Genomic DNA, 12,297 nt, shown 5'->3' with positions numbered 1-12,297 from the left:
GCGTGAAGCCCGTTCTGTTTGCCCAACATCCTTGAGTTGCGTTGAAAAGTTCTCATTATGTTCCGGTGAGGGGCCGCCAGTATCAAAGTGAGAATGCCCCATGTCGAATACCGAACGCATTATCCGCCTCAAGACCGTGCTCGACCGCACCGGCCTTTCCCGCTCCACCATTTATCGCAAGATCGCCGAGGGCACATTCCCGTCGCAGGTCAAGATCAGCATCCATGGCGCGGGCTGGCATGAGTCAGCCATCAATCGCTGGATTGCCGATCCCGCTCACTATCGTGAAGAGGAACCGGCGCAATGAGCGGCCATCAACCTGTCGAGCCGATCTGCGTCAGGATCAATGACGCTGCCCGCATGATCGGCATCGGGCGCACGAAGCTTTACGAGCTGATCTCCCGTGGCGAAGTCGAAACGGTGAAGATTGGCAAGGCAACCCGCGTTACCACTGCCAGTTTGCGTGAACTGGTCGGACGGCGAAGCTCGGACAAGTTGAAGCGAAATCGTCACGATACCAAGTAGGGACTATAACGATGCTGACAGATCGGATTGCTGTCATTGCGAGTGGACAGATCATTGCATCCGATACGAAAACAACAGGTCTAGACCGCTGATCCATATCATCTCGTCGTCTTCGCTGAAACTGACGCTCTCCGCGAACGTTGGCAAGTTATCAATTTCCTGGAGGACGCGACCGTCGCGCATGGAAATTAGTGCAATCGTCTCACCGCCTCCTTCGTTTGGCGGGATTGCGATAAGGGCGTAGTTTCCATCATTGCTGATGGCGGGCTTTATGCCCCGCGAAAAATTGGTTGCCGTCCCCCTGATCGACCAGATGATCCTGCCCGTTTCAAGGTCTCGCAAGTCAGCCACAGTGCCAGAAACCGGTGTCGGGGGCGGACAGGGCTGCTGGCTCCAAATTTCACAAATGACACCAGTTGCGCTGAGATCATGAACAACAAGCACGGATTTCAGGTCTGGGGTTACAGCAAACCGTTTGGGCGAGACCCTCCCGACATCCATGGCAAGCTGGCGAATGGCGTTGCCCTGCCGCAGCAAGAACCAGCGCGTTCCGTTCGGATCGCCCGTAGCCGCGAGAAGTGCAAATACTCGTCCATTTCCATCAATTCGTGCATCAACGCCAGTGATCAAAGTCCTGTTCCGAGGGCCAACTGATGGGGGCATCTCAAATGACTGGATGACCCGTCCACGCCGCGCATCGACAATCGCGAGCGTCGGCTCCGCGTTGTCCAGCTCGGGCTTGTAGTAGCTACCCTTTGTGCCAAACTCGGCAAGTGCCAGTCCGCGATTTCCAACCCAGAGAAGCCCATCCAGATTGCCAGCTCGATGTTCGAGTCCGGGTAGCTCACGAACGGAGCCATCAACAGCGATTTCTACGGTCGACATCGGTCCTTGGGCAAATCCACTCGGCACTGCTGTCGCCTGTCTAACACCGAGAATCGATCGCGAATTCGCTGACCAGGTGAATGGCACAGTTTCGGCGTGACCAAACCCTTCAAGCGCAACACGGCCTACAGGATTGTTGGCCGCCTCATCTGACATCACCGAATTAACCCAAAGTCCCTGTATTCCGTTGTAGGCAAAGAACTTCGTCCCATCTGGGGAGATACTGGGCGGCGAATTTCCGGTAGATCTTCGTGGCAAGCTGACGCGACGGACCATTTCTAGGCTAAGCGGACCAGACGAGGTTAATTCGTACTGCTCCGGATCAGGTTGCGGCACTTCCGTTCGTTCTGGTCTTTGATCGGTCTGAACTTGCAGACCTACATCCGGGTCCGATGTTGACCCGGCCTCACCACAAGAACAGAGCAGAGCAAGGCTGGCTATTGCCAGATATGACAAACTTTTCATCGCGATATTCTCAGTCCACAACCGGCCGATTGCGTTACGTATGTCGGCTAAAGGTAGATTTTCTGCAAATTGCATTTGTATGAAAGAAATCGTCGTCCCTCGGGGTGCCTCTGGGGAGGGACGCGCCAATATTGACTCTACCTTGCCGGATCAGGGGCCAAAAACTCCGCCCACGCAGCCATCAAGTCACGCCGCTTGTCGAAGAAGTCGGTGCGGCGATAGGCGGCTTCGACCTGGTTGCTCAGCTTGTGAGCCAAGGCCTTGTCGGCCACTTCCTTCGGAAAGTCGGTCTTCTCCGCCGCCCAATCAGTAAAGGCGGAACGGAAGCCATGGACGGTCGCGCCCTTGATCCCCGCATCGCGCAACATCTTGGTCATTGTCATGTCGCTGATGGGCTTCTCACCATTGTTGGAGAACACAAGTCCATCGTCGCTCGTGCGCATTTTCCAGCGCCGACGCAGAATCGAAACTGCTGCCTTAGGGAGCGGCACCACATGCGTTTCCTTTGCCTTCATGCGCTCGCCGGGGATGGTCCAGACCGCCTTTTCGAGGTCGATCTCGGTCCAGACGGCTTTGCGCGTCTCGCTTGACCGCACGGCGTTGTAGATCGTGAAACGCAGGGCATCGCGGCCCGTGGTGGGTGATGCGGTCGCCAGCTCCTTCATGAACGCCGGAATTTCTGCATAGGGCATGGCCTTGAAGTGTTCGACCTTGTCGGTCTGGCGCGGCAATCCCTTGCGGACAGAGCGCAGCGCGGCCTCTTCCTCGCGCCAACCCTTGATGTGCGCAAAGTCGAGCACGGCACCGATGCGCTGCAAGATCTTACGAGCCGTGTCGGGGATTTCGAGCCAGATGGGCGTGAGCACCTCGACCACGTGGGTGCTATCCACCTGATCGACGGCCTTCCTGCCGATCAGCGGGAAGACGTGGTTTTCCATGCTGGCGATCCAGTTGCGGTAGTTCTGGTTCTTCCAGCCGTCCTTCAAAGCCTCATAGCACTCGCGTGCTGCCGTTTCGAAGCTGGGCACCACCTTGCGCGACTTGCGCCGCTCGGCAACCGGATCGATCCCGGCGCGGACCTGGCGGCGCAATGCGGCTGCGGCGTCTCGCGCCTCGGTCAGCGTCACATCAAGCGCCGATCCCAATCCGTAGTCGCGTCGCCTGCCGTTGTGCTGCATCCGCAGGACCCAACTACGGGAGCCGCTTTCCTTCACGAAAAGACACAAGCCACGGCCATCAACGTAGCGACCGGGCTTGGCGTTCTTCACCTTCAATGCTGTCAGTGCCATAGGTTATACACACCATAAAATTGTTCCAACTTTCGACCCCACATGGGACACGAAATGCAGGCAAACGGGGGCGATCAACCGTGAACACGGTAGAAGACAAATCCCTGATTTTACAGTGTAGTTAGGGACGTCCCGACACTGCCTGCGACAGAAGTTTTAGCAATGTCGGGTGCGCCAGCGTTTCCGCCATTTTTGCGATTGTCTCAACATCAGCGTCCCGGTGTTTCTCCGGTGAAATGAGCGGAACATACGCACGGATTTGCTATTCTGAGTCGGATTTGGCTTCTGGGTCCGCATCGATTTTCGCAAATGCCAACGGGGCCAGCATGATGATTTCATCAATAATTTGCTCGGTGACCTCGAGAGCGCGTGGCAAATCGCCAGGCTCGTCCATGCCATAAAGATCAGATTGGTCAGGTCGATTGTGACCCAACATAATCTTTCCTTCGATCCATTCTGCGCGGGTCATCCGATTGCGTGCCAGTTGGGCCATGGACCGGCGGATGAGCTTTAGCCCGGACTCCCGATCCCCGGGCAAGCCCAATGCGCTTTGCATTCCCTCCCAAGCTTGCCGCACAGACGCAACATTTACATAATAGCCCGTCGTCGCGTTGAGTAGCGGTGCCATCTGCCGGGCAATGGGCACGGTAGGGCGGAACTTGCGCGTCTGCGTGCGGCCCTTTGGGTTCAGTCGGAGTTTTCGCTGTTCAGGGTCCCACTGGCGGCGTTTTGGATCAGTGGAGACATCATGTGCGGCGTCCGGACGGGCCCAAGTAGATACGCTGATTTGGAGAAAATGCAGAAGTTCGGTGCGCTGCTTGATCTTCTTAGCGTATGCTTTTTTGCTTTCGCCAATTTGGCGGTCCGGGTTGGTGCAATAGCGGAACATTGCACCCAAAGTTTCAATCGGTGCCCGATAGGTGGGTGTATGGCTAACATCTCTCGGTTTAATTGGGGAAAAGCTGGCACCATGCACCGTGTGCTTCTTCGTGGCTGCAAAGTTTATAACGGCTGCCAATTGTCGAACACTGGCCTCGACAGTCCCTGGAGCCCGTTCGCGCGTGTTCCCATTTCCGATCTCGACGGGCACTTCGATATTCCATTCACGAAAGTCACCTACCCATTCTTCATCGACATCATCGCACCGCGAGGCTTGCAGTCCGTTTTCTATCAAATAGGTAAATATGTGTCCCAGCCTCGGTCGGATTGCGCTAATACTCGCTCGATCTTCGCGAGCCGCAATGTAAGCTGCGATTGCGTCGGTGAGGAGGTATGGTTCAGCGCTTAGGATCGTTTGGCCACAAGCATGACATATGGACCGGCCCTTCTCATTTTCACTATAAAGGGCGTCTAGCTGTCGTTCTGCATCTTCAAGGCATTGCGTGCCCGTCGAACGGCTGCGATTTCGTCCGGCTTCTCTGTCGTACCAGACAATTTGAATGAACGGCGATCTGAGACTGCCATCTCGTTTTCTGTCATAGACGAGCCTGTACTCTCCCCGCTCGTAGAGGGGTTTCGTCGCTTTCCGCATTCTAACCTCTGCTGCTTGGCGGCCTCGGCCTGTATGAGCTCACCGACGCCAATCTCGTTGAGTTGGTCCAGCGCTTCGGCGTCTAGCCGAAGCCCTTTTCCCTTCTCGCTGTTTTTCGACCATTTACGGGCGATCTCACCCAACGACTGCTCCACGCGTCGCTCCTGTTGGACCCAGTTATCCGCTGTAATTAAGATGTAGGACGCGCTGGCTAGGCACTTCGAATTGCGGTGCCCATTTGATTGAGCATTTCGGTCTTAAGACCATCATCCACAAAAGGTTTGCCCTCAGCACGGACGGCGTGGCAACATCCGTAAGTGTCGCGCAATAAACTTCGATCAGGTCGATGATATCATTGCGGCACTCTGAGACGACCGCATTCTGAAGGCGCTCTGCCGGCTTTCCCGAGAAATGGCGACGCAAGCGCTTCATACGTGCCCCCGCTTGCTGATGCCGCGAATGTTGCGAGAAGTGATCCACGCTTCAGCGCCGGTTCGCCCTTGGCGCGCTCGACATTTAGAAAGCGTCCACCTGCTCCCTTCGCTCAGGAACCTGGGTTTGGTATCCTGAGCCGGCCCTTTGCGGCTCGCGTGCGCTCTGACATTTTCGGTGAGACTCATATTTCACAACCGTTTGTTGGAACTGCTCAAACGTCGGCAGCGCCTAATGACGGTTATGTTATGGCTTGCGAATAATCGGAAATAGGTCTGACCAGATTTTCAGATTTATAAGAAAACGTGAATGGGGGCGCGGGAAACTGACCGGCCGACCATGCGAGAGGAAGCGCAGATTGAAGGGAGATACCACAGAGCATTCAGGGCTCTATATTCAGGCCCTTGTAGGCGAGATCAGGGCACTGTGGAAACGCAGTGCAGAGTCCGATTAATGCTCGCAACTTTCAATGAGGCACTAGGTTCAGGACGCATCGATTGGCGCGCAGCGATATGTTTCACAATCCGCAAGTTGGCTCCGCATAAGTGTCTGATTGGCTGACGGGCGAGCAAATGGCGCGTCTGTTGCGCCCCTATTTCGACTTCCCTTACGTCGTTGAGCGCCTGAACCGCGACTTCTCACAGGAACTATGCGCAAGCTATGACGACGGCGGCCACCTTCACCCGCCGGCAGCAGCCATGCGCACCGCCGCTCCCAATAAGGACCGCAGCGTGATCCGGCACGACTATCGATACTGGGCCCAGGCGACATCGCTCAGGGAGATCGTTCCGTTTGCGCCCTACGGAAGAGGCGACGGATTCTGGGACGCAAATTCCGCCGATCGCAACTCCAGAACCTGTTCGACGTCGCCAACGACCAGCCCGTCTGCATCGAATACTTACGCACCGGATCTTGCGTTACGCATGCACTCAGGCGGCCAAAATCCGAAATACCCATAGCCCACCGCCTGCTGCCTGCGGGTTCCTGCATTGGAGGGATTTGCGTACGCCTGAAGGCGCCCGCAATCCTTCATAATCTCGGTCGTTAGAGTCCGCTCGAATTCATCCCGAAAGCTGCCGTTTGTCGAGAGCAGGCCGGACGGCAGCTTCGCGCCCCAATAGTCGCCGGTCGCCGACCCTGCCGTAGATACCGAAAGCCGCCATTCTTTTGCCCAGTGCGCGAAGTCGGCTCCAGCGGAGGGAGTCGGCACTTGCAGGCTGACGTCGCGCTCACTGCGCGGCCGCAGGTGCGCCGCGCGGCACACCGAACGCGAGGATCGTGACTCGATAGGGACGAGACGTCGACACGGTGGCTCGGTCGACGCGGCGCGGTGTTAGAGCCGTGCCCGGCAGGGTCGCGCCCGACTTTCCGCGTTATGTCAGTTCCAGATTGCCTCCTGATCCCAGCCTTCGAGAAATCCGCCCTGCACGGTGCTGGCGAAGGGCATATCTGGGAAAGAAAGCCAAAGTGCTTTCATCCGGCCGCTCCACGATGTGCCCGGATTGATCCGCTTGGCGAGATAGGAGGCAACTGCTGCCGCGCCATAGACACGATTGCGCTGCACAACGTCGTTGCCGATATGGACCATACGCGGCGCCTCAAACGCTTTGGGCACCTTGGGCTGGTTGATGATGCCGGTATTCCACAGACGGGAATGATGCGCGCTGATGTTGCGCACGAAGGCAAGGCTCTTGATCCAGCTCACCAGCGTATCGGGGAGCAAATTATAGCGTTTCGCGATGGCGAAGCGGTCGTTGGGATGCGCCATTTCTAGCAGCCAAGATAATGTCCCAAAATCCCACGCCTCGACTGCCATCCAGATCGGCATCGGCGGTGTGTAGGTATCATAGAATTCCGACACCCAATCGTCTTTGCAGCGGTCGACGGAATCGTCAGCCTTCGCCAACCAGCTCAGGTGCCGGGTCGTGCCTTTGTAATTGGCGTTCGCGCGGTTTGGATCGAGATAGGCGACCGATCGATGAGCAAAGAGGTCGCGCTTTCCCAGAGCATGGGCAAGATCCACGCGCAGCGCGACTTCGATCCGTTCGATGGCATCGAGGAAAAGCAGGCGAAGTTGCTTGTCAAAGAGATAGAGATCGACGGCGTGGCGAAACTCGGCACCGGCTTGAAACTGATCGGTGCGAATGGTGCGCGTGGCATCGTCGGGATCAGGGATGCGCTCTTGCAGCGGTTGCCAATAGGGCGACAGGCGACCGTAGCCGATGCGCTCAAGATGGCGGATGGCTTTGGCTTGGTCGGTGACGCCCAAACCGCGGCCCTCGAGAAGGGCGAGCTGGTCGGCGAAGCTGAGATGGGGTTTGGTATAAGGCGGAAGCATCGCCCCAGATATGAAGAAGGCCGCCCCTTGATGCCATAGGCAACAGCGGGGACGGCCATGTTGTCCCCTATCTAGATGCTCGCGGCTGAGGATTCAATTAAAAACTGGCGACGGGCATCGTCAGCCATGTCACACGGTCCAAACCGGCTCCGGGAAATTTTGGGGGAGGCAAATCTGTCTCCGCTAAATATGCTTCCTTATCCTGATTACCCGGTATCGTGATTACGGGCTCACTGTGCTTCGTAAGACATGGGTGTCTCCCACACTAGAGACACTTATGTCTCCGGGTGGGTGTCGTTTTTGTCTCCCCACCACCTCTAGAAATGGCGCGCGAATATGCTATTTCACCTTCATGAACAAGCAACCCAACGATACCACAAAGGACGCAGGATCGAACGTCTTTTCTCTCGCGGCGATCGCCAAGCCGAAGAAGCGGAAGGACAAGTGGCCGGATACCGTCCTATCGCGTGGCTATAGCATGATCCCGTCGATCCTGCTGTGGGGCCAGGCCAAAATGGGTCTGAAGCCTGATGAGCTGAACGTGTTGCTTCAGCTCATCAGCCATTGGTGGTCGGCCGATCACGACCCGCATCCTGCCAAGGACACGATCGCCCGCCGTATGGGCAAGGACGCACGGACGATTCAGCGGCACCTGACCGCGTTGGAGGCGAAAGGTTTTATCAAACGGGTCGAGCGCTTCAAGCGGCACAAGGGCCAAGACAGCAACGGCTACGATCTGTCCGGATTGATCGCCAAGCTGGAGACGATCGCGCCGGAGTTCGAGAAGGTGACAGATCAGAACAAGCGCCGACGCGCGAAGGCTGAGACGAAACCGGCATAGGTTTCAAGGATCGCGGGCCGCGAAAGCGGCGTGTGGAGCCGGTCAGTCCAAGGCCGGTTCGGAACGTAGGAATTGGCGCTTCGGGCAGAAGCATGGCCCCCTTCCAAAAGGGGCAATGACGCCGCCAATCCCTACGCTCGCTGATTTAGCACAGCGGGGCGCTGGCCCCAAACTGCGGGGACGGATGCAGAACCGCGCCTAGCGCGTAATGGAGATAGAAGCATGGGGACATTATATGCGATCGGCGTTTCGTCAGGCGACATAGGCGCAGCGATCGCGGAAGCGATCATTCACGACATTCGCGTCAACGGCCTCGGAATCCAGGGCTTCCCCCAGATTACCGTCAGCCATCCTTCAAAGGATGCGTTCTCGATCCGGCTGACGTTCGATAGCTATACGAGCGATCTGACCATTACGGCCGACGAAGCCAAGCGCGCCGTGGCAACCATGAAGGCAGGGAGGGGGCACGACGATTGCATCTTCCGTCGGGTCCAGGATGCGGCGGTGGAGCTGGAGGCCGCGCACATGCGGAACGTGCAAGGCGGCTAGAACGGCACGTCGTCGTCCTCATCCCACGGCGAGGCAGGAGGAGGCGGCAGCGCGTCTTTGGGTAGGGGCAGATTGGTAACGGTGAACAGGTCGAGGATGTCGTCGCGATCCATAAACATGACCTGCGACCGTTTACTCGCGTCGAGCTTATTGCCGATCCAGTTGCGAGCCTGTTTGGTGATTTCCCCGCCGGCGACGATGAACGCATGATCGACCAGCACGCGACGACTTATTTCGGGATCGAAAATCTCATGCCCCAGCATCATCGTCACCTGATTGTGGATTTCGGCGACGTTGCTGGTGCTGACCCCTGACGCGTCGAGCTTCCCTTTCTTGGCCTGTATCCCGAAATAGAGGACGTGCAGGGTTGGGAGCGTGTATTTCATCCACACGTCCTTCCCGTATTCGAGCGCCTTATCCTTATGACCCACTGCGGTGATGCGATGGAAGCCGAGCTGGCGGAACAGGGGCAGCAATACCTCGCCGATCAAGTCATCTTCCGAGCAGCGATTGAGATAGGCTGTCAATTGATCTCGACGTTCGATCTCGGAGGGCGTGAGCGGCCGATGGGGGTTCGCCATCTGCGCTACAGTGTTCGTGGCGATGTGTTTAATCTGTGCGATGCCGTGTTCATCGTAGAAGGCCGCCCAGCCTTCGCGCGCGAGAACGACGTTTAGTGCGGCCAAGGCTAGGCTGCGCTCCGCATCGTCATTCGTCACCTCGGCTCTATCGAGGAGACGGCGGATCACCCGCACAAAGGCATCCGGCATGACTGTTGCGGATGCGTGCGGCATCGCCAGTATCTCTTCGATCCGTTCGGCCGCCCATACGGGACGTGTCTCGCCTTGGTGGACATATTCGAGGTCGCAATCCTCGAAAAACTCGGTGATGTATTTGCTCGACCGATATTGGAAATGCTCGGCGTCGCCGACGACCATTCGACCGAGTTCCCGAAGATTGCGCGGTTTCCACTGCATCAATCCAGCTTAGCTGAATGCGGTTGCGTCATCCAACCCTTGGGAACTGTCAACGGCGGAGTAAAAGTCGGCCATTGGGCGGCGCAAAACCAGGCCAGTTGATCCGGGTGTTGGCGAGCGCCGTGAGGGCGTAGCCCGAGCGGGGGTCGCCAACACCCGGATTGTCATTTCTGTCAGGGGTTGGGGCGTGCTTTTCGTGCCTGGCTCTGGGCCAGACGATAGCTCTCGCCATTCATTTCCAGGATGCTGACGTGGTGGGTAAGCCGGTCGAGAAGCGCGCCGGTCAGGCGCTCGGAACCGAACGTTTCGGTCCATTCGTCGAACGGCAGGTTGCTGGTGATCAGCGTCGAGCCACGCTCGTAACGCTGCGAGATCAGTTCGAACAGCAGTTCCGCGCCGGTCTTTGACAGGGGAACGAACCCCAGCTCGTCGATGATGAGGAGCTTGTATCCGGCCATCTGCTTTTGCAGGCGCAGCAGGCGGCGTTCGTCGCGTGCTTCCATCATTTCGCTGACCAGCGCGGACGCGGTGGTAAAACCGACTGTCAGACCCTTCTGGCAGGCCGCGAGGCCCAGGCCGATCGCGACATGGGTCTTGCCGGTTCCTGACGGGCCAAGGGCGATGACGTTCTCGCGCCGGATGATCCATTCGCAGCGCGCCAGTTCGAGCACCTGCATCTTGTTGAGCTTCGGGATGGCGGTAAAATCGAAGCTGTCGAGGCTCTTGGCCGCCGGGAACCGCGCGGCCTTGATCCGGCGCTCGACCATCCGCCGTTCCCGGTCGATCAGTTCCAGTTCGACAAGCCGGGCAAGATAGCGGACATGATCCACGCCCTCTGCCGCGCATTGCCGGGCCAGCTTGTCATGCTCACGCAGGAACGTCGGCAGCTTGAGCGTCTTGAGGTGATTGGTGAGCAGCAGTTCGGGAGCCGGGCTGCTCATGCCGCGTCCTTCGTCTCGCCCGACAACAGCCGCATGTACGAGCGCGCCGATGTCGTCTCCACCCTCGTCCTGGGCAGGTAGGGATAGATCGCCATATCCAGTCTGGGCACCCGGCGTTCAACCCGGCACAATACAAGGTGCTTCACCGCATCGAAGCCGATCGCGCCCATATCAAGGGCCTGCTTCACCGCGGCATGCAGATCGGCAAGCGTGAAGCTTTCCAGCAGGCGCAGCACCTGCACATACTCGCGCCGGCCATGCTTGCCCCCATGACGGTTCAGGCGCGCTTCCATCAGCCGGCGCAGCGTCACAAACGCCTCGGGCAGGTTCCAGCCTTGCAAGGGCGCGGCCTGATCGAGGGCATTGATCTTCTGTTCGATCAGGGGAAGGTAATGGACCGGATCGAAGGTCACGTCTTCGCGGCTATAGCTGCGGGGATGACGGGCAATGACCTCGCCCCGGCAGCCGATCACCACCTCGCCGACATAGCCCCTGATCCATACTTCCTGGTGGCCGAAGCGTACCGGTACCGAGTAATCATTGGTCCGGTAGCGCACCAGCGCCTGCGACGAGACCTGGCCGCTGGTCTGGTCACAGGCCTCGAACGGCGATGCCGGAAGGTCCTGCATCGCCGCCAGATCGCGTTGCAGTCTCTCGCCGATCGTCTCGTTCTCGCCGCGCAGCCGATCGTTCTGCCGTTTGCGGCATTGCTCCTCGAGCCACAGGTTGAACGCCTCCCATGTCGCGAACCGGGGGATCGGGACCATGAAGTTGCGGCGGGCATAGCCGACCAGACCTTCCACGCTGCCCTTGTCGTTCCCCTTGCCAGGGCGGCCGTAACGATCGCGGATCAGGTAGTGCGACAGAAAGGCGCTGAACAGCCTCGCGCGCCGCCGCGTGCTGTCAGGAAGGATCTTAGAGACCAGGCAGCGATCGTTGTCGTAGACGATCGAGAGCGGTACCGCGCCGAAGAACGCGAAGGCATGAACGTGGCCGTCCATCCACGCCTCGGCAACGGCCGCCGGATAGGCCCGCACGTAGCAGGCATCGCTGTGCGGCAGATCGAGCACGAAGAAGTGCGCCTTCTGCTCCACACCGCCGATCTCAACCAGAGCCTCGCCGAAATCAGCCTGTGCGTGGCCGGGGGCGTGCGCCAACGGCACGAACATCTCCCGGCTGCGCTGAACCCGCTCCCGGATGTAATCCTTGATGATCGTGTAACCGCCGGTGAAGCCATGCTCTGCGCGAAGGCGGTCGAACACACGCTTCGCCGTATGGCGCTGCTTGCGCGGAACCGACCGGTCCCCTTCCAGCCAGCCATCGATGATCGGTATGAACGCTTCCAGCTTCGGTCGCCGCACCGGGGCGCTGCGACGGTAACCGGGCGGCACCGAATACGACAGCATCTTGCGAACCGTGTCGCGCGATATGTTGAAATGCTTCGCTGCCTCGCGCTGGCTCATCCCTTCAGAACACGCCAGACGAACCCTCAGGTAAAGTTCCACGGTGTAAATCCCTCATCCC

The 12,297-nt window shown here is 58.4% G+C and carries 13 protein-coding genes; 5 read left to right on the top strand and 8 right to left on the bottom strand.

Annotated features, from left to right (window positions below; genetic code table 11):
• Positions 1 to 100 precede the first annotated feature (100 nt).
• A complete protein-coding gene (locus A9D15_RS09405; protein WP_066764323.1) occupies positions 101 to 307 on the top strand; it encodes a helix-turn-helix transcriptional regulator in 207 nt (68 codons plus the stop codon).
• Positions 304 to 525, top strand: coding sequence for a helix-turn-helix domain-containing protein (locus A9D15_RS09400; RefSeq protein ID WP_066764321.1), 222 nt, complete (start codon positions 304 to 306; stop codon positions 523 to 525). The genes A9D15_RS09405 and A9D15_RS09400 overlap by 4 nt, the downstream gene beginning before the upstream one ends.
• 51 nt (positions 526 to 576) lie before the next feature.
• On the opposite strand, the gene A9D15_RS16555 is transcribed toward A9D15_RS09400, so the two are convergent.
• From A9D15_RS16555 to A9D15_RS16760, 4 genes are all read right to left on the bottom strand, one after another.
• Positions 577 to 1,950, bottom strand: a complete 1,374-nt coding sequence (locus A9D15_RS16555) for a hypothetical protein (protein WP_156521734.1) — start codon at positions 1,948 to 1,950, stop codon at positions 577 to 579.
• 62 nt (positions 1,951 to 2,012) lie between these two features.
• The gene (locus A9D15_RS09390) at positions 2,013 to 3,164 is read right to left on the bottom strand and encodes a tyrosine-type recombinase/integrase (RefSeq protein WP_066764319.1); all 1,152 of its coding nucleotides are present in this window, start codon (positions 3,162 to 3,164) and stop codon (positions 2,013 to 2,015) included.
• 262 nt (positions 3,165 to 3,426) lie between these two features.
• Positions 3,427 to 4,338: a hypothetical protein gene (locus A9D15_RS09385; RefSeq protein ID WP_229660280.1), complete on the bottom strand. Its 912-nt coding sequence runs from the start codon at positions 4,336 to 4,338 to the stop codon at positions 3,427 to 3,429.
• Between the two features lie 176 nt (positions 4,339 to 4,514).
• Positions 4,515 to 4,850: a hypothetical protein gene (locus A9D15_RS16760; protein WP_172807506.1), complete on the bottom strand. Its 336-nt coding sequence runs from the start codon at positions 4,848 to 4,850 to the stop codon at positions 4,515 to 4,517.
• An 849-nt stretch (positions 4,851 to 5,699) separates the two neighbouring features.
• Here A9D15_RS16760 and A9D15_RS09380 point away from each other — a divergent pair.
• On the top strand, positions 5,700 to 6,086 hold the full coding sequence (locus tag A9D15_RS09380; protein WP_066764318.1) for a hypothetical protein: 387 nt from the start codon (positions 5,700 to 5,702) through the stop codon (positions 6,084 to 6,086).
• Positions 6,087 to 6,505: 419 nt separating this feature from the next.
• On the opposite strand, the gene A9D15_RS09375 is transcribed toward A9D15_RS09380, so the two are convergent.
• The gene (locus A9D15_RS09375; RefSeq protein WP_066764314.1) at positions 6,506 to 7,465 is read right to left on the bottom strand and encodes an Abi family protein; all 960 of its coding nucleotides are present in this window, start codon (positions 7,463 to 7,465) and stop codon (positions 6,506 to 6,508) included.
• Positions 7,466 to 7,817: 352 nt separating this feature from the next.
• On the opposite strand from A9D15_RS09375, the gene A9D15_RS09370 reads away from it, so the two are divergent.
• On the top strand, positions 7,818 to 8,306 hold the full coding sequence (locus A9D15_RS09370; RefSeq protein WP_172807507.1) for a helix-turn-helix domain-containing protein: 489 nt from the start codon (positions 7,818 to 7,820) through the stop codon (positions 8,304 to 8,306).
• Between the two features lie 222 nt (positions 8,307 to 8,528).
• Positions 8,529 to 8,855 (top strand): hypothetical protein, encoded by a 327-nt coding sequence (locus A9D15_RS09365; RefSeq protein ID WP_066764312.1) that lies wholly within the window; start codon positions 8,529 to 8,531, stop codon positions 8,853 to 8,855.
• Here A9D15_RS09365 and A9D15_RS09360 read toward each other — a convergent pair.
• The 3 genes from A9D15_RS09360 to istA all read right to left on the bottom strand — a co-directional run bounded on the left by A9D15_RS09360 (position 8,852) and on the right by istA (position 12,278).
• The gene (locus tag A9D15_RS09360; RefSeq protein WP_066764310.1) at positions 8,852 to 9,832 is read right to left on the bottom strand and encodes a hypothetical protein; all 981 of its coding nucleotides are present in this window, start codon (positions 9,830 to 9,832) and stop codon (positions 8,852 to 8,854) included. The two genes, A9D15_RS09365 and A9D15_RS09360, sit on opposite strands and share 4 nt — an antisense overlap.
• A gap of 173 nt (positions 9,833 to 10,005) precedes the next feature.
• Positions 10,006 to 10,773 carry an IS21-like element helper ATPase IstB gene (gene istB / locus A9D15_RS09355; RefSeq protein ID WP_066761576.1) on the bottom strand — a complete coding sequence of 256 codons (768 nt, stop codon included), beginning with the start codon at positions 10,771 to 10,773 and terminating at the stop codon, positions 10,006 to 10,008.
• The gene (gene istA, locus A9D15_RS09350; RefSeq protein WP_082924210.1) at positions 10,770 to 12,278 is read right to left on the bottom strand and encodes an IS21 family transposase; all 1,509 of its coding nucleotides are present in this window, start codon (positions 12,276 to 12,278) and stop codon (positions 10,770 to 10,772) included. The genes istB and istA overlap by 4 nt, the downstream gene beginning before the upstream one ends.
• Positions 12,279 to 12,297 lie beyond the last annotated feature (19 nt).

It is taken from the genome of Croceicoccus pelagius (genome assembly GCF_001661915.1).
Taxonomy (GTDB): domain Bacteria; phylum Pseudomonadota; class Alphaproteobacteria; order Sphingomonadales; family Sphingomonadaceae; genus Croceicoccus; species Croceicoccus pelagius.
The sequence above is the reverse complement of the archived record's forward strand: the minus strand, read 5'-3'. Positions and strand labels throughout refer to the sequence as shown.